We start from the raw sequence: 25,952 nt of genomic DNA, 5'->3' as shown, positions 1-25,952 counted from the left end.
ATTACGCCAAAGTATACGAGCTTTTAACCAGTGTTTTTGCTTTATCTTAGGCGTGTTTTATTCCTCGTGGCACACAATGTTCCACGTGGAACATTTTACCAACGCCCTGTTGTTTCTCACCCAATTGTCACCCAGTTGTAGTAACTTGAGCGCTGATTAAGCTCGCAATTCAGCGCGAGAGTTTTAGGAGAAAATCATTATGGCTGTGTTCACCCTACGCTTACCCTTACGCCGAGTGTGGGCGATTGATAAGTTTGGCCCCAGTGTGCGCTTTTTTATCGCGCTGACTATTTGCATGGCTTGGAGCTGGTCGCAGCATAATATGCAGCAGCTAATTCCTCTGTTCTTAGGAGTGATTGCCAGTGCACTGGCTGAATCAGATGACACTTGGCAAGGTCGTCTGGTCGCGTTGTTAGTTACCTTAGGCTGCTTTTTAGTCACCGCCACCGCGGTCGAGCTGCTCTACCCTCACCCTTTGCTGTTTGGTATTAGCCTCAGTATGGCAACCTTTGCCTTGATTATGTTTGGTGCAGTGAGTGAGCGCTACGGCACCATTGCCTTTGCCACCTTAGTACTGTCGATTTACACCATGATCGGTTTAGAACAAAAAGGTGATCAGCCCATTATCTTATTTGATGATTCTTTAGTATTACTTAGCGGGGCGGCTATTTATGGGGTGATCTCGGTCATTTGGCATGGTCTGTTTGCCCAACAGCCGCTGCAGCAAAGCTTAGCGCGATTATTTCGCCGTCAATGTGAATACTTAAAAATCAAGTCCACCCTGTTTGAACCGCTACGCAATATGGATGTGGAGAGTCATCGTTTAGCCTTGGCCCAGCAAAATAGCCGAGTAGTAGCGGCCCTCAATGACACCAAAAATATCATCCTACACCGTGTAGGTGGCGGTCGCCCGAGCCCTAAAGTTAGTCGCTACCTTAAGTTATATTTTTTAGCCCAAGATATTCACGAGCGCGCCAGCTCGTCGCATTACCCTTACCAAGAACTAGCTGAAGCTTTCTTCCACAGCGATGTACTGTTTCGCTGTTTACGTTTATTGCGCCAGCAAGGTGATGCCTGTAAGGCGCTGGCCAAGGCGATTCAGTTTAAGCAGCCGTTCGATTACGGTGCGGGGCACACCGCAGCGTTAGAGGATTTACAAGCAGCAATTTTATATTTACGCCAACAAAACAATCCCGAATGGCGAGATTTACTGCGCTCATTGCGCGCGCTGGCTAACAACCTCAGTACCCTCGATAGTTTACTAAGTGATGCCGCTAATCCTGATGCACTGGCGCTGAGCCAAGACACTATGATTTTAGACCGTGATCCTAAAACCTTACGCGAGGCTTGGGAACGTATCGTACAGCAACTTACACCTAACTCTTTACTGTTTCGCCATGCGCTGCGTTTATCCTTGGTAGTAGCAGTGAGTTTTAGTGTGATGCAATGGCTGCATCCCCATCAAGGCTTTTGGATTTTACTGACTGCGCTATTTGTCTGCCGGCCGAACTATGGTGCTACCCGAGTTAAATTAGTAGAGCGGATTATTGGCACCATTGCCGGCTTGGGTGCCAGCTGGGTGTTGTTTACCCTGTTTCCTTATTTATGGGTACAAGCCCTATTTGCGGTGGCCGCTGGGGTGGCTTTTTTTGCCACCCGCACCACCCACTATATGTTGTCGACCGCCTTTATTACCTTGATGGTGCTGTTTTGTTTTAACCAAATTGGTGACGGTTATCATCTGTTTTTGCCACGCTTAACCGATACCCTAATTGGTGCGGGTATTGCAGGTTTAGCAGTGTTATTAATTCTGCCTGACTGGCAAGGCCGGCGCTTAAATCTGGTAGTGGCTAACACCCTAACCGCTAATAGCCATTACCTACAGCAAATTATGCAGGAGTATCAAACCGGTAAAACCAACGATATGAGTTATCGGGTAGCACGCCGCGATGCCCATAATGCCGATGCTGCGCTCTCTGTTACCTTAGCCAATATGCTCAAAGAACCGGGACATTTTCGTAAAGAAACCGATGTTGGTTTTCGCTTTTTACTGCTGTCGCACACCTTGCTAGGCTATATTTCGGCGCTAGGTGCCCATCGTCAACTACTGGCAGATGCCCCGACCTATAGCAATTTATCCGCTGAGGCGCAGTTACTGGTTAACAGTTTAGAGGCCTTAGCAGAACAACTGAAACAACGGCAAACCATCGAGCTGATCAATGAAACCGAACAGCAACAAACTGTACGCTTACGCCATCTCGACAGCGAAGAGGACGACACCCTGCGGCTACTACAAACTCAGCTCTTGCTGATCAGCCAGCAGCTGGCCTCCTTGCGCAGCCTCGCTGCCAGCATTAGTAAACCACTACTGAAAACAAAAAAATCTGCCTAGCACCAACTAAGCAGATTTTACACTTCACTTGTCCGTCATTTTAGGGCACGGACAAGTGAATTAAAGCATGCGTTTTAAGGTGTTATCTTTTAATAGCCAGTGATGGCCCAAAGCCGCAGCAATATGACCCAGCACCAACAACACAAATAACAAAGCCAATGGCGAGTGCAAATTACCAAGCGTCACTAACCAAGGAATAGTGTCAGGGCTTTTAGCTACCCACTGCATACCAAAAATTGTTAACCCATAGCCATTACCCAGCATAAAAGCGATACCGGTTAAGGGCATTGCCAGCATACAAGCATAGAGTACACCGTGGCCTAATTTGGCTAACAGACCTAAGCTACCTGCTGTCGATGGCCGCTGCCGACGCTGGCTAAAGGCCCAAACTAGCCGCACAATCACCAGCAGCAATAACAAGCTACCTACTGAACCATGCCAAGGACCAAAGGTGTTGCCCAGCCAGTGCTGATTATCATTGATCCGTCCAGCAAATTTAAAAAATTGCTGCAAAAATAAGATGGCCATTCCCCAGTGCAATAGCTTGCTGAAAGTGCCATAACGCTGCTTGCTGTCCTGCCACATCGTGTTACTCCCCATTGGTTTATCCCTTATTCAGCCGTTTGCCAGCTAAACTCTAACGTTTCTTTACTGGCCATTCGCAACAAATGATCAACCACCACCTGCTTAAGTTGAGCTAACTGCTCCGCACTCGCACTTAACTGCAACAGTAAGCCATTGGCTTGATAGCCCATCACACAACGACCAAAATCCGTCAGCTCAATGCTGAGCTGCTGCTCATCTTCGGTCACCGGAAATTTGTGCGCCCAATGTTTGGCTAAACGCTTGGCTAAGCGCTGCGGATTTGCTGTGGTTACCTGTCCTATTAACTGTTGCATGCAAGACACCTCTGATAAGTAAAATAATCAGCCAAACTCAAAGGCTGAAATTTGTGTTTTAAGCTGTAATTGACTAAAGGCTTTCTGTGCCGGCTGCCCACTCGCACCCGCCACCACCATTAACGGCAATAAGTGTTCTTCGGCACCTACGGGATGACAAAGACGTGCCGCAGGCGCCTGCTGCCAATTAGCTAAAGCAGCATTACGCTCGGCTACCGGTAGGCACAAAGTATCCGTCAACCACTGATCAAACTGCTGGGACGCAGCAGTATAGTGAGGATCACCGTACCCCCGCATATTGTGAAAGCTCATGCCACTGCCCAAAATAAATACGTCTTCTTCGGCCAAAGACGCAAGAGCTTGGCCTAATTGAATATGGGCCGCTGGATCTAAATCTTGGCGTAAGGAAATCTGCACCACCGGAATCTGAGCCTCAGGAAACATCAGTAATAACGGAATAAACACACCATGATCATAGTTACGCTCGGCGTCAGTATTAACCCTAAGCCCTGCCCCTTGAATACGCTGCACGATAGTATCGGTTAGCGGTAAGTCATTGGCTGCAGGGTAGGTAAGCTGATAGGTCGACTCTGGAAAGCCGTAATAATCAAACAACAGTTGCGGTTGGGCTTGAGTGAGCACAGTAAATTCTGCCTCTAACCAATGTGCCGAAATCACTACGATAGCTTTTGGCACACGCGGTAACCGCTGCTGAACGCTAGCTAAATAGTCTTTTAATGCATACCACTCATCGGCTGGCTGCCAGTCCATAAAAAAACACGGGCCTGCTCCATGGGGAATATAGTGTCTGGGCATCGGGCTCGGCACCGATGCTGTAGCTGCTGTATGAAACATAAGACACCCCACAAACTAGATAAGAATCACTATCAATTAGCTTATAGGTATACTAAACAAAGATAATCACCCTTTATGTACAAAATCTTTGTACTAGGAGTAGATAATGTTCGATCAATTAACAGGGATGCGCGTGTTTGTCTTGGCTGCACAGCAAGGCAGTATTTCTGCAGCTGCCGAGCGGCTAGAACTTTCGCCTACCATGGCCGGACGCCATTTAACCCAGCTAGAAGAATATTTGGGAGTTAAGCTGTTTCATCGCTCTACCCGACGCCTATCCATTACTGAGCCTGGGGTTAACTACCTACCCGCCTGCGAACGAATTTTGGCTGATATCAGTGAGGCCAATCGCATGGTCTCCGCCCAGCAGCACCAAGCCCAAGGGATATTGCGGATGAATGTTCCCCTAAGCTTTAGCATTAAATACCTAGCGCCATTAATGCCGTTATTTAGCCAAACTTACCCCCAGGTGCAAGTGGAATTGGGTTTAACAGATCAAGCGATCGATTTATTGGCTGGCCACTGGGATATGGGGATTCGGGTCGGCAGCTTAGCCAATAGCCCCAGCTTACAAGCGCGTAAACTGGCCGACTGCCAACTACATGTGTGTGCAGCACCGGCTTATTTAGCGCAACACGGCACACCGCAAACTGTGGCCGATTTAGCCCAGCATAACTGTTTACAGTACAGCCTGAGCGAGCCCAATCGCTGGGCATTTGGTACGCATCAACAAACTGTGGTTGAGGTTAGCGGTAATCTCACCGCTAATAATGGTGATGCCTTAGTCATAGCAGCCATTGGCGGCCAAGGCATTATCTATAAACCCGACTTTTTAGTGCGTGATGCTCTCGCCGATGGGCGTTTAGTCAACTTAACCTTGGATCAACCGGTGCTGCCGCAAGAGGGAATTTATGCGTTTTATCCTAAGCAGCGCTATTTACCGTTGAAGGTGCGAGTAATGATTGATTTTTTAACCGAGCAATTGCAGCAAGCACTGGCATAAAACCAAACAGCCCTGCATAACCTAAGGCTAGCAGGGCTGGTGGATATGGCTAATACAGCGGCCTAGCGAAAACTAGAGTACTTAGTTTTGCTCGTGGTATTTAGCTGATAGCTCATGCACTGCATTAATAAAGGCGCCTGCATGCTCGGGATCAACCTGCGGTGTAATGCCGTGGCCAAGGTTAAATACATGACCGGTACCAGTACCGTAGCTGGCTAAAATACGGGCCACTTCATCGCGAATCGAATCAGGGCTAGCGTACAGTACCGAAGGATCCATGTTGCCCTGTAGCGCTACCTTATCGCCCACGCGCTGACGCGCGCTGCCAATGTCGCAAGTCCAATCAAGCCCCAAAGCTTCAACGCCAGTATCGGCCATTGACTCTAACCACAAACCACCCCCTTTAGTGAACAAAATCACTGGTACGCGGCGACCTTCATGTTCGCGGATTAAGCCATCAACAATTTTTTGCATATAAGCTAACGAGAACGTTTGATAAGCCACATCGGATAAACTACCGCCCCAGCTATCAAAGATCTGTACCGCTTGAGCACCGGCGAGAATTTGTGCATTCAGGTAGCTCGTCACTGATTGCGCTAACTTATCTAGTAGCATATGCATGGCTTGCGGATTGTTGTACATCAGCGCCTTACACTTGCGAAAGTCCTTAGAAGAACCACCTTCAACCATGTAAGTAGCTAAAGTCCAAGGGCTACCGGCAAAACCAATGAGCGGCACACGGCCATTGAGTTCACGGCGGATAGTACGCACCGCATCCATTACATAACCCAGATCATCATTGGCATCTGGAATCGGTAATGCTTCAATCGCTTCGGGGGTATCCACTACATTGCGAAAACGCGGACCTTCACCGGTTTCAAAATACAGGCCTAAACCCATCGCATCTGGAATGGTTAGAATATCTGAAAACAAGATCGCCGCATCTAATGGGTAACGCTCTAGTGGCTGTAACGTAACCTCACAAGCAAACTCGGGATTCATGCAGAGACTCATAAAGTCGCCCGCTTTAGCACGGCTTGCTCGATACTCAGGTAAATAGCGTCCTGCTTGACGCATCATCCAGACCGGGGTGACATCTACCGGCTGTTTCAGCAGGGCGCGAAGAAAACGATCATTTTTCAGAGTAGTCATAGCAGGAGTCCATAATTAAGTAGAAGTTTGTGCGGTGAATTTTGGTTAAAAGTCTCGATAAGTCAGGATATTTCAATATTTCCTGGAAACTATCGCTCTGTTTTTATTATTTCACTGCTTTTTCTTAAAATGTTTGCCTATCATACCTGAACTTAAGCAGTTACAGGACATCAACCCTTCGCTTTCAAAGTTGTCAGAAAGTTTCTAGGCTTACTGCCCTGCTTTCACTCTTCTTAATTAATAGGCTTTAGGCTATGCAAACCATTCACCCTATTTTTCAGCGTCCCCTTACTCAACCGACACCTACGGGATTAGCAGTGGCTTATTTTGGTATGGGATGTTTTTGGGGCGCAGAGCGCCGCTTTTGGCAGCAGCCAGGGGTTTACTTAACTGCAGTGGGTTATTCTGGAGGAGTAATCGACAACCCTAGTTATCTTGAAGTATGTACGGGCCAAACTCAGCATGCTGAAGTAGTCAAGGTGGTTTATGACCCTAAGCAAGTGGCTTACTGGGATTTATTAACGGTGTTTTGGGAGTCCCATGACCCAACCCAAGGCATGCGCCAAGGCAATGATATTGGCAGTCAGTATCGCTCGGTCATTTACTGCTCACTGGCGGAACAACTGGAATTAGCCGAGATTTCAAAGGCTCAATTTCAAAAGCAATTGGATCGCTATGGCAAAGGAATGATCACTACCGAAATAGCCATGGCTCCTCGGTTTTATTATGCAGAAACGGAACACCAACAGTATTTAGCCAAGAATCCCAATGGTTACTGTGGTCTACGGGGTACAGGTTGCGCACTGAGCTAATTATTTAGCAGAAAAATAAAACCCCGCCTAAGCGGGGTTTTGCAGACTGTTTCCTTACATCCCTGTCTATCAAGAATCCTTACTATCATCAGATTCCACTCCTGATGAACGATTCCTGTCGTTATCCTTTTACCACAGCTTTCGTCGTGTGTGGTTTTCTCCTGACATCCTTGTAAGCTCAACCCTCATGGTTGCCGCTAGATTAACTTCTAGTACTAGTAGGGGGCGCCCTGCCTCATTCCTTGGGTACCATTATAGTGCGCAATAAAAAGTATGGAATACGAAAAAGTCATCACGCTTTGTAAGAGAAAGCTTACAAAGCGTGATGACTTTAAAAGATATAAGAATGCATATACTTATTAACACAAAAAGGCCCATTTGCATGGACCTTTTTGTCGTTCCAAGACCTAAGCCTTAGTAACTTAATGCAAAGTCTTCGTCAGCCATATCCATTAAGTTATCTGCACCAGATAACATTGCAGCTACGTGCGCGCGAGTACGCGGCAGAATACGAGCAAAGTAGAAACGTGCAGTCTGAATTTTCGCTTTGTAGAACGCTTCTTCAGTGGTGCCTGCAGCAATTTTCTCGGCAGCTAAACGCGCCATATCAGCCCAGAAGTAAGCAAGGCAAGCATAACCTGAGTACATCAGGTAATCCACAGAAGCTGCACCGACCTCCTCACGGTTTTTCATCGCTGCCATCCCTACTTTCATAGTGATGTCGCCCCACTCTTTGTTGAGCTCTGCAAGCGGCGCCACGAACTCTTTAACCGCATCGTTTTCTTCGTTAGCTTTAACGAATTTGTGTACTACCTTGGTAAAGCCTTTTAAGCTTTCGCCTTGAGTCATCAGAACTTTACGGCCTAATAAGTCAAGCGCTTGAATACCAGTGGTACCTTCATACAGCATAGAAATACGGCTATCACGTACGTTCTGCTCCATACCGTGCTCAGAGATGTAGCCGTGGCCACCGAAAATCTGTACACCGTGGTTAGCCGCTTCAAAACCAGTTTCGGTCATAAAGGCTTTAGCGATTGGGGTTAAGAAGCCCAGCATCATATCCGCTGCTTTGCGCTCTTCTTCATCTTTACTGCGCTGCAGAATATCAACCTGTTGTGCTGCGTAGTACAACATCGCACGATTACCTTCAGCAAAGGCTTTAGTGGTCAGTAACATACGACGCACATCAGGGTGCACGATGATTGGGTCAGCCGCCATTTCTGGTGCTTTAGGTCCGGTTAAGGAACGCATTTGGATCCGCTCACGGGCGTATTCAATACCGCCTTGGAACGCAACTTCAGCGTGGGCTAAGCCCTGTAGTGCAGTACCTAAACGAGCAGTGTTCATAAAGGTGAACATGCAGTTTAGACCTTTGTTTGGTGGACCAATCAAGAAACCGGTCGCCGCGTCAAAGTTCATTACGCAAGTTGAGTTACCGTGGATACCCATTTTGTGTTCAATCGAACCACAGCTCACGCCGTTACGCTCACCCACACCGCCTTCAGCGTTCGGTAAAAACTTAGGCACGATAAATAACGAGATACCTTTGGTACCTTGCGGTGCATCAGGCAGGCGGGCTAATACAATGTGCACGATATTATCAGCCATGTCGTGTTCACCGGCTGAAATAAAGATCTTAGTACCTGTAATGCTGTAGCTACCATCGGCATTAGGTTCAGCTTTAGTACGCAGCATACCTAAGTCAGTACCACAGTGTGGCTCGGTTAAGCACATGGTACCGGTCCACTCACCGGAGACTAATTTAGTTAAGTAAGTGGCTTGTTGCTCTTCTGTACCGTGAGCGTGCAGTGTATTCATTGCACCGTGGGACAGACCTGGGTACATACCCCATGACCAGTTCGACTGACCCACCATTTCACTGATAGCAATCCCCAGTGACTCAGGTAAGCCCTGACCACCGTGCTCAACGTCGTGAGCTAGGCTTGGCCAGCCACCTTCAACAAACTGCTGATAGGCTTCTTTAAAGCCAGTCGGCGTGGTCACACCTTCAGCACTCCACGTACAGCCTTCTTGGTCACCTACGCGATTTAATGGTGCTAAAACTTCTTCACAGAATTTAGCCCCTTCTTCAAGAATCGCATTAACCATATCGGGTGTTGCGTCTTCACAGTTTAAATTTTGGTAGTGCGCTTCGTAACCTAATAATTCATCACGAACAAAGCGAATATCGCGTAAAGGAGCTTTATAGTTAGCCATAGTTGAATCACCTCTAGGTGTAATGACCTTGCGTAAATCCACAACAAGATTCTAAAAAAAGAGTGGGAATCATCGTTTTTGCCACCCTCAAACAGTCGTTTGAAAAGTTACGTTCAGACCCCGCACTTGTCAAGTGCTTCGAAACCCGCATACGACTTTAGTTCTGAACTGATTTCCCCCCTTCTTCACCTGATGCAATTTGCTGTTGTAACCAACGAGCAAACAGTTGCGCCTGAGGGTTTAGTTTCTGCTTAGGTAGCAGTAAAACCAGCTTGCCTGAGGTGTTATGAAAGCCCCAAGGGGCAATTAAACGCTGCTTGGCCATATCATCTTGCACCAAAAGCTCGGGGGCAATGGCTACTCCTAAACCTGCAACAGCAGCTTCTAACAAATAATAAAGATGGGAAAAACCTTGCTCAAAGGATAATTGTTCGACAGTTAAGCCATGGGCGGCCAACCAGTTGGGCCATGCTTGTGGCCTTGACTGTGTATATAGCAATGGTACCTGAGTTAACTGCTCAGGACTTGCCTGCTGTAATTGTTCTGCTAATGCTGAATAGCCACTAACCACTGGCCCAATTCGCTCATCGGCCAATTCAATCACGTGCATCTGCTGTGGCCAAGGCGGCTGGCTAAAGCTTAGGTAAGCATTAACATAGGGATTATGAATATCGACTGCATCATCGCCTTCATGGGTCACTACTTGTAACTGTAACTGGGGCAGATCGTGCTTCAGTTGATCGAGCCTAGGGATTAACCAACGCGCCAACAAACTACCAGGACAACTCAGCACAAAAGGTGCTTCCTGTTGTTGCTGCTGAAGCTGCCAAGTGACTTGTCGCAACAAATTAAACGCCTGATGGCTTGCCTGATATAAGCGCTCACCGGCTTCTGTGAGTTTTACGCCGCGCCCCTGTTTACTAAATAGTGCTACTGCTAAGTAGTCTTCTAATTGTTTGATTTGTCGGCTCACTGCGCCATGGGTCACACACAACTCATCTGCAGCAAGACTGATACTTTGATGTTTAGCCGCTGCTTCAAACGCCCGAAGTGCATTAAGTGGAGGTAGTTCTACAGCTTCCATATGTGAGTTTTCCTAACCTATTCACTCAATAATATCGCTTTTATTGCGCCAATCAATCCTTTAACTTGATTCCATTAGTTATTTTTAACAGGACTTATCATGAGCCAGTTTTCTCAAGCACCCGATGCCAAAGGACTGTTTGGCCAGTTTGGTGGACAGTACGTCGCTGAAACGCTGATGCCACTCATTTTAGAACTAGGCAAAGAATACGAAGCAGCGAAACAGGACCCAGCCTTTGCCCAAGAGCTAGCTTACTTTCAGCGTGATTATGTAGGTCGCCCAAGCCCTTTGTATTTTGCCGAGCGCCTTACTGAGTTTTGTGGCGGAGCTAAAATTTATCTCAAGCGTGAAGAACTCAACCATACCGGTGCGCATAAGATTAATAACTGTATTGGCCAAATTTTACTGGCCCGACGCATGGGTAAAAAGCGCATTATTGCTGAAACTGGTGCTGGTATGCATGGGGTTGCCACCGCCACAGTAGCTGCTCGCTTTGGTTTGCAGTGCGTTATTTATATGGGCTCAACCGATATTGAACGCCAACAAGCTAACGTATTTCGGATGAAGTTATTAGGGGCTGAGGTGATTCCGGTAACCGCTGGTACCGGCACATTAAAAGATGCCATGAACGAAGCGCTGCGCGACTGGGTAACCAATGTCGATAGCACCTTTTATTTAATTGGTACGGTGGCAGGCCCTCACCCTTATCCGGCCATGGTGCGCGATTTCCAAGCCGTCATTGGCAAGGAAACCCGCCAGCAACTACAGGAACAAGAAGGCCGTCTACCCGATAGCTTAATCGCCTGCATTGGCGGTGGCTCAAATGCCATGGGACTATTCCATGAGTTTTTAGATGACAGCAGCGTCCACATTATTGGCGTAGAAGCCGCCGGTAAAGGGGTAGAAACTGGCTTGCATGCGGCCAGCTTAAAAGGTGGCAAACCGGGAGTATTACACGGTAATAAAACCTACTTACTGCAAGATGAAGATGGCCAAATTGTAGATGCTCATTCAATCTCTGCAGGCTTAGATTACCCAGGCATTGGCCCTGAACACTCTTGGTTAAATGATATCGGTCGGGTGGAATATACCGCAGTTAAGGACGATGAAGCCTTAGCCGCCTTCCAAGAGTGCTGCCGTTTAGAGGGAATTATTCCGGCACTGGAATCCTCCCACGCGCTGGCTGAAATGTTTAAACGAGCGCCCAAACTGCCAACTGATCACCTAATGGTAGTGAATCTCTCTGGCCGTGGTGATAAAGACATGCAATCGGTCATGCACTATTTAAACCTAGAGGAGCAATCAGCATGAGTCGCTTTACAGATTGCTTTGCCAAGCTAAAACAAGAAAATCGTGCCGCACTAGTTACCTTTGTCACTGCAGGGGACCCTAACTATTTGGCAGCCATGCAAATTTTTAAGGGTTTACCAGCCGCTGGGGCCGATATTATCGAGCTAGGGATGCCCTTTACCGATCCAATGGCCGATGGTCCTGCGATTCAAAAGGCTAACTTACGCTCATTGGCCAACGGTCAAAATCTACGTAAAACGTTACAAATGGTCAGTGAGTTTCGTCAAACTAACCAAGAAACTCCAGTGGTATTAATGGGTTACTTCAACCCTATTTATCACTACGGAGTTGAGCAATTTATTGCCGATGCCACAGCCGCTGGCGTCGATGGCATGATTGTGGTGGATTTACCCCCCGAACATAACGCTGACTTTTGTACCCCAGCTCAAGCCGCTGGATTAGATTTTATTCGTTTAACCACTCCCACCACTGACGATCAACGGTTACCTACGGTCTTAGCCGGAAGTGCTGGTTTTGTCTATTATGTTTCCGTTGCCGGAGTCACAGGAGCTGGTTCAGCTACCATGGATCAAGTGGAAGAAGCCGTCGCGAGAATTCGTCGCCACTCGGATTTACCGGTGTGCATTGGCTTTGGCATTCGCACCCCAGAGCATGCCGCCGAGGTGGCTAAACGTGCCGATGGCGTGGTGGTCGGTTCAGCTTTAGTCAATAAAATCGAACAAGCTGAGAATGATCAGCAAGCTGTGGATGAGGTGCTGGCACTGTGCCGCGAGCTAAGCCAAGGCATTCGCAGTGCTCGCTAACGACTGAGGCTAAATTAAAAATGAAAAAGGCGCTGTGATAGCGCCTCAGGTAGCTGACAAACCCCGCCTTTTTGGTGGGGTTTGTTGTTTTATGCACTTCAATGACGCTTTTTCTTTTGGGATAAGCACTCAAATGGGATAAGCGTTCAAAGAGCGGAAGTTTTTGCTCCAAGATTTTTTAAAGTAAATTGGGCGTATCTGAGCTTAAGTAGGCGTGTAAACAGGCACTCATGAGGGCAAGAGGTTTACAAAAGCGGGATTATCCTGCCAATAGTGCGATTTTCTTGATGTTTTGTGCCGCGGCAGTCATCAGGCATTGCGCCTGCACTTTGTGACGACCGCGATACCGCGCGTAGCGGTATTGGTGCAGCTCTTTGGCATCGGCAAAGCTGCGCTCTACTGTTTCTTTGCGCCTCTGATAGATGGTCTTACCCCAAGGCGTCAGCCGGTTGGCATCCTGCCGTTCTCTGCTGCCTTCCCACACATGACGGGTGACCGTTTTTTGTTGTTTGGCGTTCTGATTACAGCGTGACAGCAGCGGGCATTGTCGGCACACAGCCGGATCAGATACATAGTGGCGATACCCTTCCCGGTTAGTTGTACTGTAAATCAAGGCCTGTCCTTGTGGGCACACATACTGGTCTGTTTCGGCGATATAGATAAACTCACGTTTACGCAAGTACCCTTGGCGATGGATCGGTCGCCGATAGCCAAACACCGCTTTTATCCCCTTATCTTCCAGACCTTTGCTGATGGCTGTGGTGTGATAGCCTGCATCCAGGCCAACATACTGGACGTTAAAGCCAAAACGCTGTGTCTGCCGTTCCAATCGTGCCAAATAGGGCACTGCGTCATGGACGTTACCTGCCGTGACATGCACATCGGTAATGATATTGGCTTTGGTATCCACCGTACGATGGTCAAGATAGAAGAAGCCTTTGGGCTTATTATCCCGAGTCATAAAGCCGCTTTCAGGGTCGGTCTTACTTTGTTTGATTTCCCGCACCTGAGGTTCGCTCGATGGCGGCGGCAAGGGCTTTTTTCCGTGGGCTAGGCGATCCTCCTCGATCGCCTGATCCAACTTATCCATATAGGCTTGCCGTTCTGAAACGGCGTGTGCTTTGACCCATTTCCCCTTGTTAGCATTAGCTTTCAGGTGGGTTGAATCGGTATACAGTACCGTGCCGGATACCAACTTACGCTGCATCGCCTGCAAGACGATTTCATCAAAAATTTGCTGGTAGATATCCGAGTCATTAAAGCGGCGGCGACGGTTCTGACTAAGGGTGCTGGCATCAGGGACTTTGTCGGTCAGGTTTAAACCGAGGAACCAGCGGTAGGCTACATTGACCTGAACCTCACGGATCAACTGACGTTCACTACGAATACCGAATAAATAGCCTATAAGCAGCAGTTTAAACAGTAGGGTTGGATCCAGCGCTGGGCGACCGTTGTTCGCGCAGTACAAGTCTTTGACCAGATCATGAATAAACGAGAAATCGATATGACGATCTACTTTGCGTAGTAAATGGTCTGAAGGAACCAGCTCGTCAATACAGACAAATTCGAGTTCGGACTGGGTCTGGGGGCGATCACGTAGCACTGTACAACTCCTGCAGCAGATGTGTGCCCAGTATAAAAAACAAACCCCTCGATGGGAACGAGGGGTTTGTCAGCAGTCTGAGGCGCTGTGATAGCGCCTTTTTTTGCTTAACCCAAGATTATTTCTTCGGTTTAGCACCAAACATTTCCACCAGTTTTTCAGCACTGGCTGCACCTGGTTGCAGTTGCAGTAAACCCGTTTCGTCTTTATAGAAAATCGCTGGTGTACCGCTTGCACCTAAGCCTTGCATCATCTGCATATTAGTGTCTAACTGCTTTTTCACTGCCGCGGACACGGTAATTTCTTTTGCCGCTTTTTTACCGCTCTCGTTATCATTTAATGCTTTGGTTTGATCTTTCGCCATTAAGATAGACGCCGCTTTTTTGGCACTGCCTTCACTTAACATACCCACCACAAAGTGGCGCAGCTGAACCTCTCCTGCATCTACCCAAGGACGCGCATCGGCCCAGAATTTTTTACAGTAAGGGCAATTGGGATCAGTAAAAACATAGGCGACCTGCTTCGCTTTATCTGAACCATCTTTAATCCAATCCATTTTCTCCATTTCTGCCCACATTTTTTCACCTTGGGGACGGGCAATTTTTTCCTCAATTACCGAACTGGTTAAGTCTGTCCCTTGCTCATCTAGTAAGCTACCGATTAACGCATGCTTATTGTCTGCGGTTACATACAACACTAAAGGGCGGCCCTGATACAGTGCGGTATAAGCGGTTAGATTGGCCGGCGCGTCGACCTTCTCTAACACTTCAATGCCACGCTCTTGCATGGCTTTAATCGGTGCAGGATAGTCTGCGGCTAGCGCCACAGTAGGCGCGGCTAAAAGTGCAGCGAGTGATGCAATTGCAAATGGTTTCATTAAAAATTTCCTTGTTCTCTATTACTTAGCTGAAGCTTTAATGTGCTTCAACGAATGATCTAAACTGGCATTGGACAGCTCACCCAAATGACTGTGCTGCAACTGACCGCCACTGTTATAAAATAAGGTGGTAGGCAAGGAGCGCGAACCGACGGCTTGTCCCGCCCGCGCGCCACTGTCAAGTAATACACCGGATAGCTCTAATTGTTGCCGCAATAAAAAATCAGCCACTAATTCTTGCCCTTCACCTTGATTGACGTACACAAAACGGACATCAGGATTGGCTTTTTGTGCCGCTTCTAAGACCGGCATTTCACGACGACAAGGTGGACACCAAGTCGCCCACAAATTCACCACCAAGGGTTTATCGTCTAACTCATGCAAAGCCACAGGATTTCCCTGCAGATCACGCAAGGCCAACTCAGGGATACTTTGACTGCTTTCAAAGGCGCTCAACAATGACATTCCAGCGCCCCAAATCATAGCACCAACCACCACGCCAATACTCAGCGGTGTGCGTAATGGTCGCTGCCAAATAGCATACAGCACGCCAATCACAATCGCCGCGATTAAGCCGGGGATAAGTAAAAATCCACCATCACGAATATCCAGCATGCCTAACGGCTGGGCTTTATATTGCTCAAAATAACTCACCACAAAGGCGATTCGAGCAACTAAGGCACCGCCTAACAGCATATTAAAAAGTGCTGATTCTGGATTAACTCCACGCTTACGGCCAATAATCCAGCCGGTCAGCCAGGCGATAAAAAAGCCTAAATACAATAACGCTAAGTTTGCTGGAATAGCTAAAGGTCCCAAGTTAACACTTAACATTAAGCCTCTCCTTTAGCGCGGGCTAAGTAAGCCAAAAATTGCTCAGCATTGACCTCACCCGTAATTCGCTGGGCTCGAATCTCGCTACCATCAGGGGAGATAAATAAAATCGTCGGGGGTCCCATAATACTGATTTCTTGCATATAGGCCTGCTGTGCTTTGGTGTTATCAGTCACATCAATTTGCAGTAAACGCATGCCAGCTAATGCCTGCTGCACCTCTGGCTTAGCAAATACTTCACGTTCCATCACCTTACAAGAAACACACCAGTCGGCGTAAAAATCCACTAATGCCCATTGCTCTTGTTGCTGTGCTTGGGCCAGCTGTTGCTTTAGCTCATCAACCGATGGCGTACGCAAAAACTGCTGCTGATGAGCACTGGCTACCGATGCACCGGCTGTTAAGCCTGAAAGTGGACGCAAAGGATCATAACCTCCAGCGGCCGCTCCAAAAATCATGGCCGCACTCCAAATCCCTAATAAAAAAGCTAAATAACGACCGATAAAATACAGCTTACTCGTAGCCTGCACCTGGCTAAAAAATACCGCTACACTCAATAACCAAGCGCCCCATAAACCCAAGGCCAAGGTATCGCTATACAGCGGTTGAGTGATTAAAATAGCGGCAGCAATTAAGGCAAAGCCAAAGGTTTTATTGACGTTTTCCATCCATACCCCAGGTTTTGGCATCCAGCGCATACCAAAACTAATCGCTAACAGCAATGGTGTTCCGCTACCTAAGCCAAGGGCAAATAATGCCAATCCACCAGTCGCACCATCACCACTTTGGGCAATGTAAAGCAGGGCACCGGCTAACGGCGCGGTCATACAGGGACCCACCAGTAGTGCCGACAACGCTCCCATAATCGCCACGCCCAGCATGTTGCCGCCTTTTTGTTTGCGGTCTACCGTTTGTAAGCGATCACGAATAACTGCCGGTAATTGCAGGGTATACACCCCAAACTGAGCTAAGGCTAAAGCAATAAAAATTCCAGCAAAGGGAATCAGGAGCCACGGCTGCTGTAGCGCGGCCTGTAAGTTGCCCCCAAGCTTAGCCGCCAATACCCCCAAGAGTGCATACACCAATGCCATCGGCAGCACAAAGGCCAGTCCCAGCCGTGCGCCGCTCCAGCCACCACGCTGAGCGCCACCCACTACACTGGTTAGAATCGGCAGCATTGGCAGCATGCACGGAGTAAAGGCTAACAGTAAGCCCATGCCAAAAAAGGCCACTAAGTTCCACAGCAACCCGGCATCGGCCAAGGTGGCAGCAATGCTTTGATCCTCAGCTAACGCAGGCGCTCCCGTTTGGCTTAACTCGCCACCAATAACTAACTCTTGAGGTGCATAACATAAACCTGCATCCGCACAACCTTGCCAGCGCACCTCGTAAGGTGGCTCGACAGCTTCAGGCAAACTAATTGAGAGTTGATTACGGTAAATTTCAGAATCACCAAAATACTCATCAGAATGAGGAATTCCCGGCGGCAACTCCAACTCAACCGCTGTTCCACTGTCATCAATTAAGCCAAGCTTATGTTGATAGAGATAATAACCATCGGCAATCTTCCAGGCCAAAATTGGCTGACCTTGATCAGGCTGAATCAATTCAAACTGAAACGCCTGTTCCACCGGTAAAAAATCATCTTGATTGGTAATAAATGCCTGGGCTGGAATTAACCAGAACAACAGCAACCATGAGAGTAAACGAGGCATGACCCACCCTTTAACAATAGTTTGCGTTAGTATTCTACCGATGGCGATTAATCTAGGATTAAGAAATCCGCTGTATGATACAGGCTTACGTTTTGCTAGTGCGTCACTTAATGGCGTAAGGATCAGGCTCGATGCATGTACTTTTAGTTGAAGATGACCACTTAATTGCCGAAGGCGTAGTGGCTGGATTAACCGTACAAGGCTTTACCGTAGACCATATGGCCACTGCTGCCGCTGCTGAACAAGCTTTAAAACTGGCCAGTTTTGATGCTTTAATTTTAGATTTAGGCCTGCCCGATGAAGACGGCTTAGTTTTTTTAGAGCGGCAACGTAAGCAAAGAATCGATTTACCGGTGCTGATTTTAAGCGCCCGCGATGCCGTCACCCAGCGCGTAGCTGGCCTACAGGCGGGGGCCGATGATTATTTGCTCAAGCCCTTTGACTTACGGGAACTAGCTGCTCGGTTGCACAGCTTATTACGCCGCAGCAGCGGCCGAAGCAGTAATTTAATTGAATATGGAGCACTCACTTACGATCCTTCTGGGAAGTCGGTCACTCTCAATCAGCAGCCGGTCTTACTGTCAGCCAAAGAACATGCGTTATTGATGGCGTTACTGCATAGCCCTGGGCGCATTCTCAGCAGCGAGCAACTGCAAGACAGTCTCTATGGTTTTAGTGAGGGTGTAGAAAGCAATGCGCTGAATGTGCATATCCATAATTTGCGCCGTAAGCTGGGCAGCCAGATTGTGGAAACTGTCCGCGGTTTAGGCTTTCGTTTAGGCCCGGCACCATGAGTATTCGCCGCCGCCTCCTGCTGACCCTCAGTGGTACCTTTATTTTGCTCTGGTCCTTAGCAGCTATCTGGTTGCTGGGTGATTTGCGTAAAGAGGTCTCCTACGCCCTAGATGAGCGCTTAGCCTCTTCAGCGCGGATGGTCGCTGGCTTATTAGAGCAACTGCCGCCACCGCTACTGATTCCTAGTAATCCATTAGCCACTGATCAGCTGGGGATTCCCGATGGTTTAGTCTGCCAAGTTAACTCGCTGCGGGGCGAAGTCTTGGTGCATACCCCCAGCAGCCCCAGTCAGGCTTTAGCGAGCCATGCCGGCGGCTTTAGCGAAACCAGCGTTGATGCCGATCGCTGGCGCACCTTTACCCTGACCCGTAATCAATTAATGGTTACCACCGCTGATCGCATGGAAGAACGTGAAGCCTTAGAGCGCTCGATCTTAATCGCTGCTGCGTTACCGGTACTCTTAGCTTTGCTGGGAAGTTTGGTGCTGATCTGGCTTGGAATTGGCCAAGGTTTAGCACCGCTTAAACAGTTGCGCCATAGCCTAGCTCAACGTTCAGCCAATGATTTAGCCCCCTTACCGCTCAAGCCTTTACCCCACGAGCTAGCGCCCTTGGTTGATACGTTAAATCAGCTATTTGCCCGAATTGAGGATTTATTAGCTCGAGAACGGCGCTTCACCGGAGATGCCGCCCATGAGCTACGCACCCCGCTTACTGCAATAAAAACCCATCTACAACTGGCCCAGATGACCACCGGCGAGCAGTCGCAAGTCGCGCTGACTAAAGCCGAGCATGGCGTTGAACGTCTACAGCGCACCCTAGAGCAGTTACTGCTATTGGCCCGGGTTGAAGCCACTGAGTTATTTGAAAATGAACAAGGGGTACTGGCCGATCAGGTCGTGCGCGTTAGTCTGTCAGAACTTACCAACTTACAACCACAACGGATTCAACTCGATAACCAGCTGCAACAACCGGTGCGCTTAGCACTACCTGAATCCTTAGCAGTGATTGCGCTGCGCAATTTATTAGAAAATGCCCTGCGCTATAGCCACCAGCAACCGATTACCCTCACCCTCAGCCAAATTGAGCAAGATCTAATTTTTGAGGTGAAGGATCAAGGGCTTAGCCTCGATCAGCAGCAACTGGCACAGATGCATCAACGCTTCTGGCGCGCCAGTAATCAGCAAGGCTCTGGCCTTGGACTGGCCATCGTGCAGGCCATTACCGATCGCTATCAAGGACAGCTCTCCCTCAGCAGCAACCAGCCCCAAGGCTTAATTGCGCGCTTATATCTGCCTATTTTAACCACTGTGGATTCTTAATTAGCGGTACAAAAAAAGCGAGCTCATCTTGAGCTCGCCTTTTCTTAAGCGTATAACCTTAACTAAAAATCTAAATTAGAGGCAGCTAAAGCGTTGGTTTCAATGAACTCGCGGCGGGGTTCTACATGATCGCCCATGAGGGTATTAAAGATCTGATCCGCGGCCACTGCATCTTCAATAGTGACTTGCAGCATCCGGCGGGTATTGGGATCCATGGTGGTTTCCCACAATTGCTCTGGGTTCATCTCACCTAATCCTTTATAGCGTTGTACACTGTGGCGACGCATGCTTTCAGTTAGTAGCCAATCAAGTGCTTCTTTAAACGAGCTGACCGCTTTAGTGCGCTCACCACGCTTAACGTAAGCGCCTTCTTCCAGTAACTGATTCAGCTTAGCACCAAGCTCAGTCATACTCCGGTAATCATTACTGCCGAAGAAATCATGGTTAAAGGTGACATAATTAGCTAAGCCATGGGCCTTAATTTTAACTTCAGGCAGCCATAAACCACGCTCTTTATCTTCACGGACCGAGACCGTATACGTCTCACCTGATTTTTCGACCGCATCTAATTCGGCTTGCAGCAACTCAACCCAAGCAGCAACAGCTGATTGGCTAGTAAGCTCGGTAGCTTCTAAGCGTGGCAGGTAGACAAAATGCTCGGTCATTTCTTTTGGATACAGGCGTGATAAACGATCTAAGGTTTTCATCACTCCACGGTATTCATTAACTAAGCTTTCAAGCGCAGCACCGGATAAGCCTGGCGCGTTTTCATTAACATGCAAGCTGGCTTCTTCTAATGCCGCTTGGGTCATGTATTCATCCATGGCCTCATCATCTTTGATGTATTGCTCATGCTTACCGCGTTTAACTTTATACAGCGGCGGCTGAGCAATATAGATATAGCCACGCTCAACTAACTCGGGTAATTGACGGAAGAAAAAGGTGAGCAACAAGGTACGAATGTGTGAGCCATCCACGTCAGCATCGGTCATGATGATAATGTTGTGATAGCGCAACTTGTCAATATTGTAGTCCTCACGACCAATTCCGCAGCCTAACGCTGTAATCAACGTACCCACTTCTTGGGACGAAATCATCCGATCAAAGCGTGCTTTCTCAACGTTTAAAATTTTACCTTTCAGCGGCAAAATAGCTTGGGTTTTACGGTCTCGTCCCTGCTTGGCAGATCCGCCAGCAGAGTCCCCTTCCACAATATAAAGTTCTGATAACGCCGGATCTTTCTCTTGGCAATCGGCCAGTTTACCCGGCAGCCCAGCAATATCGAGGGCACCTTTGCGACGGGTCATTTCTCGGGCTTTACGAGCGGCTTCACGGGCACGGGCCGCATCAATCATTTTGCCAACAATGGCCTTGGCTTCATTTGGACTTTCTAATAAAAAGTCAGCAAAGAACTTGCCCATCTCCTGCTCAACTGCAGTTTTCACCTCAGACGACACCAGTTTGTCTTTGGTTTGCGAGCTAAACTTAGGATCAGGCACCTTGACCGAAATAATCGCAGTCAGACCTTCACGGGCATCGTCACCCGTAGTGCTTACTTTCTCACGCTTACCTAAACCTTCAGCCTCAATGTAGTTATTCAGACTACGAGTCAGTGCCGAACGAAAGCCCGCCATATGGGTGCCGCCATCACGCTGTGGAATATTGTTGGTAAAGCATAAAATGCTCTCATTAAAACCATCATTCCACTGCATCGCCACTTCAACGCCAACCCCATCCTCTTCACGTTGTACCGTAAAGTGAAACACATCATTGACGCAGGTTTTATTGGTGTTTAAGTACTCAACAAACGCCTTAAGGCCACCTTCATACTTAAACAATTCTTCTTTGCCGCTACGCTCGTCTTTAAGCAGAATCCCTACCCCAGAGTTGAGGAAGGATAATTCGCGTAAGCGTTTAGCCAACACATCCCAGCTGAATTGAATATTACGGAAGGTTTCTTCTGAAGGCTTAAAGTGGATGCGAGTACCGCTTGCATCAGTGTCACCAATCGGTGACATCGGCCCCTGCGGTACACCATGCACATAGGTCTGTTCCCAGACTTTACCTTGACGGCGAATGGTCATAATTAACTGCTTAGACAGCGCGTTAACCACCGACACCCCTACACCGTGCAATCCGCCAGAAACCTTATAGCTGTTATCGTCAAACTTACCGCCAGCGTGCAGAACGGTCATAATCACTTCAGCAGCAGAAACGCCTTCTTCTTCGTGAATATCGACCGGAATACCACGACCGTTATCTTGTACAGTAATAGATTCGTCAGTATGAATGGTGATGCTAATTTCATCGCAGTAACCTGCCAGAGCTTCATCAATCGAGTTATCCACCACTTCAAATACCATGTGGTGTAATCCTGTGCCGTCATCAGTATCCCCAATGTACATGCCAGGACGTTTACGAACCGCATCTAGGCCTTTCAGAACCTTAATACTACTGGAGTCGTAAGATTTATTTTCGCTCATGCATTCACTCCGAAGGTGTGATTTGTCCATGTTCCACGTGGAACATTTTGACCGAAGTGGCTTCACTCCAATCATGGATCATTAGGTCTTTATCAATACTGGTGATAAAAACCTGACAATTTAAATTTTCTAACAACTGACATAACGCCTTACGATGCTGCTGATCAAGCTCTGATGGCAGATCATCCACAAGGTAAATACAGTTGTGTTGACGCAAACGTGATAACAGATAACCCTGGGCAATTCTTAGGGCACAGACTACCAGCTTCTGCTGGCCTCGGGACAACACATCAACCGAGTTAGTGGTGCCAATTCTTATCCGTAAATCTGCCCGCTGTGGTCCGGCTTGGGTATATCCCAGCTGCCGATCACGCTCATAATTACTTAGTAACACTTCGCTTAGTTCGCGCTCTCGATCCCAGCCGCGATAATAACTTAGGCTAAGTCCTTCAAGGGTAATAAGTTTGCCCAGTACTTCTTCAAACACAGGTTTTAACTGCTGAATATAGGCTTGGCGTAACTGATCAATCTGCGCGCTTGCTAAGCTTAGCTCACGGTCCCAGCTCTGCTGAGAAATGGGGTCTATTGTAGCATGACGCAGCAATGAATTTCTTTGCCGCAGCGAATGCTGTAGCCTTTGCCAAGCAGGCATAAAAGAATGTTCCACGTGGAACACTCCCCAATCTAAAAACTGCCGACGGACCTTAGGCGCCCCTTCTAACAAACTAAAACTATCGGGATTAATCACCTGCACCGGCAACACTGCAGCTAATTCAGCAGCGCTTTTTATTGCCTGCCCATCTAAACGTAACTGTAACTCAGCCTGACGATTACGACTCATACCTAGTCGATGGACTGTATCTAAACTTACATCGTGTAACTCAGCAAATACTAGACATTGCTCTTGCTGCTGCTGAATCACCGGTTGAATTCGATTACTACGGAAAGAACGCGTGAGTGCTAACAAATGAATGGCTTCTAAGACACTGGTTTTACCACTGCCATTCTCGCCATAAAAGACATTAATTTGCGGGGAAAGATTAAGAGTTACGGGGTGTAGATTGCGCACCCCGTTAATCTGTAATTGGCGAATGCCCATAAAGATTGCGGCTTAGCCCTAAATGCGCATTGGCATAACAACGTATGACGAGTTGGCATTACTGGCTTCTTGCAACAAGGTACTGCTATTAGCATCGGCCATGCGCAGCACCACCTGCTCTTCAGTCATGACATTAAGCACATCTAATAGGTAGCTGACGTTAAATCCAATATTTAATGGCTCGCCCAAGTACTCCACTGCCACTTCTTCTTTTGCCTGCTCTTGCTCAGGGTTATTGGCTTCGATGCGCAGTAAATTATTTTCTAGATCTAAGCGGATTCCACGGTACTTTTCATTGGATAAGATCGACGCACGGGTTAAGGCATCTTTTAAGCCTAAGCGATTAGCCGTTACTAATTTACTGCTGTTTTGTGGCAGTACTCGTTCGTAATCTGGAAACTTGCCGTCAACTAATTTAGAGGTGAAGGTAAAGTTAGGTGTGGTGGCGCGAATATGGTTACTGCCAAACACTAAGTTAACGTGCTCGCTATCTGAACTCATTAAGCGAGCCAGCTCAAGTACTCCCTTACGCGGCACAATAATTTGATGCTCATCATTGCGATCAACACCAGTATCCACCTCACACATTGCCAGACGGTGACCATCGGTTGCTACTGCACGCAATTGTCCAGAGCGCACCTCCAGTAACAAACCATTAAGGTAATAACGCACATCTTGCTGGGCCATGGCAAAACTGGTGCGCTCAATTAGGTGACGTAGTTTTTTCTGCTCAATATTGAGCATTAAGGAGCCTGCACTCTCTTCAACTGATGGGAAGTCAGCCGCCGGTAACGTGGTCAGGGTAAACTGACTACGGCCTGACTTAATCACTAAACGATGGTCATCTAGCTCTATGTTTAACTGCGCATCGGTGGGTAGGCTTTTACAAATATCCATTAGTTTACGCGCAGGTACTGTAATTTCACCTGATTCCCCAGGCTGATCTAAAGTGACTCGCCCGACTAACTCAACTTCAGTGTCAGTACCGGTCAAACTTAATTCTTGGCCTTGCAACACTAACAAGATGTTTGACAGCACTGCCATGGTTTGGCGACGCTCAACCACTCCTGCTACTAGTTGTAAAGCAGGCAGCAGCGCCTCGCGTGAAATAGTAAAGTGCATAACAAATCCTATAAATTAGCTTGATAAGGTGCGGTAAAGGTTGTGGAAGTCTTCGCTGATGCCAGCATCCGTTTCGCGTAGCTCAGCAATTTTTCGGCAAGCATGCAACACCGTAGTATGGTCTCGGCCGCCAAAAGCATCACCAATTTCTGGCAAGCTGTGGTTGGTTAACTGTTTTGCCAGTGCCATGGCCATTTGTCTAGGCCGCGCGATAGAACGTGAACGTCGTTTCGACATCATGTCGGACATTTTGATTTTGTAATACTCAGCCACGGTACGCTGAATATTATCAATACTAATCAGCTTTTCTTGCAGTGCTAATAAGTCTTTAAGCGATTCGCGAATCAGCTCAATGGTAATTGGCTCATTAGTGAAGTGCGAGTGGGCAATGACCCTTTTTAACGCCCCCTCTAGTTCACGCACGTTGGAACGGATACGCTGAGCAATAAAGAACGCTGCATCATGGGGCAAGCTGACCTTGCTCTCTTCCGCTTTTTTCATCAAGATCGCAACCCGCGTTTCCAGCTCTGGCGGCTCGACAGCAACAGTTAAGCCCCAACCAAAACGGGATTTTAACCGTTCTTCTAAGCCATCAATTTCTTTAGGGTAGCGATCACTGGTTAAAATAACCTGCTGATTACCTTCCAGTAATGCATTAAACGTATGGAAGAACTCTTCTTGGGAACGCTCTTTATTGGCAAAGAATTGAATATCATCAATCAGTAAAGCGTCCACCGAGCGGTAGTAATTTTTAAACTCATTAAAGGCATTCATCTGCAAGGCTTTTACCATGTCGGCGACAAAGCGTTCTGAGTGCAAATAAATAACCTTAGCATTGGGGTTCTTTTGCATTAAATGGTTACCCACCGCATGCATCAAGTGAGTTTTACCAAGCCCTACTCCGCCATATAAAAAGAGTGGGTTATAACCATGCTTAGGATTATCAGCTACTTGCCAAGCAGCTGCACGGGCTAGCTGGTTCGATTTACCCTCAACAAAGCTATCAAAAGTGAACGCTCGGTTCAGCGCACTAACATGTTTCAGTGCCCCTTCTACTTGCTCTTTACGCTCGGGGGTAGAAACCGGCGTTGGTGCGCTATTGGCCTCAAGCAAAGGCTCAAAACCTGGGCGCTCGGCGCTGCTTTTTTGGCTACTGCTACTGGTCGTGCGTTTTACTGTGGGAGCTGGGGCTGGCGTCGGTGCGGCTACTGGCTCAGGCGCGGCCTGATAAATTGGCTCAACCTCGGGCATTTGTGGCGTGTGAATCACGATCGGTGCCGGAATTTGCAACTTACCCACTGGCGCTGCGGCCGGTATTGCGGATTTTTTATGCCGACTGCCGATTAATAAGGTCAGCTGCGGAGCAATCCCATTATTGCGCTCGGCCATCAGCTCCAATAAACGGGTAATATACTTTTCGTTCACCCAATCTAAAACAAAGCGATTGGGGGCATAAATATTTAATCCACCGGGGTGCGCTTCTACCTGTAAGGGACGAATCCACGTATTGAATTGCTGCGAGGGCAGTTCATCGCATAAAAAATCTACGCACTGTAGCCAAAGTTCGACAGACAC

General features: G+C 47.9%; 20 protein-coding genes and 1 pseudogene. 7 read left to right on the top strand and 14 right to left on the bottom strand.

Going from position 1 to position 25,952, the window contains the following annotated elements; genetic code table 11:
- Positions 1 to 199: 199 nt before the first annotated feature.
- Positions 200 to 2,392, top strand: coding sequence for a YccS family putative transporter (gene yccS / locus AC2T15_RS00105; RefSeq protein WP_486778430.1), 2,193 nt, complete (start codon positions 200 to 202; stop codon positions 2,390 to 2,392).
- A gap of 60 nt (positions 2,393 to 2,452) precedes the next feature.
- Here yccS and AC2T15_RS00100 read toward each other — a convergent pair whose 3' ends face one another.
- The 3 genes from AC2T15_RS00100 to AC2T15_RS00090 are packed head-to-tail and all read right to left on the bottom strand — an operon-like array spanning position 2,453 to position 4,146.
- Positions 2,453 to 2,977, bottom strand: a complete 525-nt coding sequence (locus AC2T15_RS00100) for a cytochrome b (protein WP_486778429.1) — start codon at positions 2,975 to 2,977, stop codon at positions 2,453 to 2,455.
- Between the two features lie 26 nt (positions 2,978 to 3,003).
- Positions 3,004 to 3,291: a DUF2218 domain-containing protein gene (locus AC2T15_RS00095; protein WP_486778428.1), complete on the bottom strand. Its 288-nt coding sequence runs from the start codon at positions 3,289 to 3,291 to the stop codon at positions 3,004 to 3,006.
- Positions 3,292 to 3,318: 27 nt separating this feature from the next.
- Positions 3,319 to 4,146: a DODA-type extradiol aromatic ring-opening family dioxygenase gene (locus AC2T15_RS00090; protein ID WP_486778427.1), complete on the bottom strand. Its 828-nt coding sequence runs from the start codon at positions 4,144 to 4,146 to the stop codon at positions 3,319 to 3,321.
- 106 nt (positions 4,147 to 4,252) lie between these two features.
- Here AC2T15_RS00090 and AC2T15_RS00085 point away from each other — a divergent pair, with 106 nt between their 5' ends.
- The gene (locus AC2T15_RS00085; protein ID WP_486778426.1) at positions 4,253 to 5,149 is read left to right on the top strand and encodes a LysR family transcriptional regulator; all 897 of its coding nucleotides are present in this window, start codon (positions 4,253 to 4,255) and stop codon (positions 5,147 to 5,149) included.
- Positions 5,150 to 5,230: 81 nt separating this feature from the next.
- Here AC2T15_RS00085 and hemE read toward each other — a convergent pair whose 3' ends face one another.
- Positions 5,231 to 6,301 (bottom strand): uroporphyrinogen decarboxylase, encoded by a 1,071-nt coding sequence (gene hemE, locus AC2T15_RS00080; RefSeq protein WP_053100841.1) that lies wholly within the window; start codon positions 6,299 to 6,301, stop codon positions 5,231 to 5,233.
- 266 nt (positions 6,302 to 6,567) lie between these two features.
- On the opposite strand from hemE, the pseudogene msrA reads away from it, so the two are divergent.
- A pseudogene (gene msrA / locus AC2T15_RS00075) lies at positions 6,568 to 7,113 on the top strand (peptide-methionine (S)-S-oxide reductase MsrA); the annotation flags it as partial.
- A gap of 414 nt (positions 7,114 to 7,527) precedes the next feature.
- Here the strand turns inward: msrA and AC2T15_RS00070 are convergent.
- Together AC2T15_RS00070 and AC2T15_RS00065 are read right to left on the bottom strand one after the other, a co-directional pair.
- Positions 7,528 to 9,330, bottom strand: coding sequence for a phenylacyl-CoA dehydrogenase (locus AC2T15_RS00070; protein WP_373332231.1), 1,803 nt, complete (start codon positions 9,328 to 9,330; stop codon positions 7,528 to 7,530).
- 157 nt (positions 9,331 to 9,487) lie between these two features.
- The gene (locus AC2T15_RS00065; RefSeq protein ID WP_486778425.1) at positions 9,488 to 10,414 is read right to left on the bottom strand and encodes a LysR family transcriptional regulator; all 927 of its coding nucleotides are present in this window, start codon (positions 10,412 to 10,414) and stop codon (positions 9,488 to 9,490) included.
- A gap of 99 nt (positions 10,415 to 10,513) precedes the next feature.
- Here AC2T15_RS00065 and trpB point away from each other — a divergent pair, with 99 nt between their 5' ends.
- Together trpB and trpA are read left to right on the top strand one after the other, a co-directional pair.
- Positions 10,514 to 11,725, top strand: coding sequence for a tryptophan synthase subunit beta (trpB, locus tag AC2T15_RS00060; RefSeq protein WP_486778424.1), 1,212 nt, complete (start codon positions 10,514 to 10,516; stop codon positions 11,723 to 11,725).
- A complete protein-coding gene (trpA, locus tag AC2T15_RS00055; RefSeq protein ID WP_486778423.1) occupies positions 11,722 to 12,528 on the top strand; it encodes a tryptophan synthase subunit alpha in 807 nt (268 codons plus the stop codon). The genes trpB and trpA overlap by 4 nt, the downstream gene beginning before the upstream one ends.
- Before the next feature lie 259 nt (positions 12,529 to 12,787).
- Here trpA and AC2T15_RS00050 read toward each other — a convergent pair whose 3' ends face one another.
- The 4 genes from AC2T15_RS00050 to dsbD form a co-directional block, all read right to left on the bottom strand.
- Positions 12,788 to 14,131, bottom strand: coding sequence for an IS1182 family transposase (locus tag AC2T15_RS00050; RefSeq protein WP_486778422.1), 1,344 nt, complete (start codon positions 14,129 to 14,131; stop codon positions 12,788 to 12,790).
- A 118-nt stretch (positions 14,132 to 14,249) separates the two neighbouring features.
- Positions 14,250 to 15,008, bottom strand: coding sequence for a thiol:disulfide interchange protein DsbG (gene dsbG / locus AC2T15_RS00045; protein WP_486778421.1), 759 nt, complete (start codon positions 15,006 to 15,008; stop codon positions 14,250 to 14,252).
- Positions 15,009 to 15,029: 21 nt separating this feature from the next.
- Complete coding sequence (locus AC2T15_RS00040) at positions 15,030 to 15,842, bottom strand: prolipoprotein diacylglyceryl transferase family protein (RefSeq protein WP_486778420.1); 813 nt, start codon at positions 15,840 to 15,842, stop codon at positions 15,030 to 15,032.
- Entirely contained in the window at positions 15,842 to 17,557 is a 1,716-nt protein-coding gene (gene dsbD, locus AC2T15_RS00035; RefSeq protein ID WP_080996961.1) for a protein-disulfide reductase DsbD, read from the bottom strand. The genes AC2T15_RS00040 and dsbD overlap by 1 nt, the downstream gene beginning before the upstream one ends.
- Before the next feature lie 131 nt (positions 17,558 to 17,688).
- Here dsbD and AC2T15_RS00030 point away from each other — a divergent pair, with 131 nt between their 5' ends.
- Both AC2T15_RS00030 and AC2T15_RS00025 read left to right on the top strand, forming a co-directional pair.
- Entirely contained in the window at positions 17,689 to 18,351 is a 663-nt protein-coding gene (locus AC2T15_RS00030) for a response regulator (RefSeq protein ID WP_486778419.1), read from the top strand.
- A complete protein-coding gene (locus AC2T15_RS00025) occupies positions 18,348 to 19,673 on the top strand; it encodes an ATP-binding protein (protein WP_486778418.1) in 1,326 nt (441 codons plus the stop codon). Before AC2T15_RS00030 ends, AC2T15_RS00025 begins: the two co-directional genes overlap by 4 nt.
- A 62-nt stretch (positions 19,674 to 19,735) precedes the next feature.
- Here AC2T15_RS00025 and gyrB read toward each other — a convergent pair whose 3' ends face one another.
- The 4 genes from gyrB to dnaA are packed head-to-tail and all read right to left on the bottom strand — an operon-like array spanning position 19,736 to position 25,952.
- The gene (gene gyrB / locus AC2T15_RS00020) at positions 19,736 to 22,156 is read right to left on the bottom strand and encodes a DNA topoisomerase (ATP-hydrolyzing) subunit B (protein WP_053100831.1); all 2,421 of its coding nucleotides are present in this window, start codon (positions 22,154 to 22,156) and stop codon (positions 19,736 to 19,738) included.
- 4 nt (positions 22,157 to 22,160) lie between these two features.
- Positions 22,161 to 23,255 carry a DNA replication/repair protein RecF gene (recF, locus tag AC2T15_RS00015; RefSeq protein WP_053100830.1) on the bottom strand — a complete coding sequence of 365 codons (1,095 nt, stop codon included), beginning with the start codon at positions 23,253 to 23,255 and terminating at the stop codon, positions 22,161 to 22,163.
- 18 nt (positions 23,256 to 23,273) lie between these two features.
- Complete coding sequence (dnaN, locus tag AC2T15_RS00010; RefSeq protein WP_053100829.1) at positions 23,274 to 24,377, bottom strand: DNA polymerase III subunit beta; 1,104 nt, start codon at positions 24,375 to 24,377, stop codon at positions 23,274 to 23,276.
- A 15-nt stretch (positions 24,378 to 24,392) separates the two neighbouring features.
- Positions 24,393 to 25,952, bottom strand: coding sequence for a chromosomal replication initiator protein DnaA (dnaA, locus tag AC2T15_RS00005; protein WP_053100828.1), 1,560 nt, complete (start codon positions 25,950 to 25,952; stop codon positions 24,393 to 24,395).

It is taken from the genome of Thiopseudomonas sp. SA1F2-1K (genome assembly GCF_057443035.1).
The sequence above is the reverse complement of the archived record's forward strand: the minus strand, read 5'-3'. Positions and strand labels throughout refer to the sequence as shown.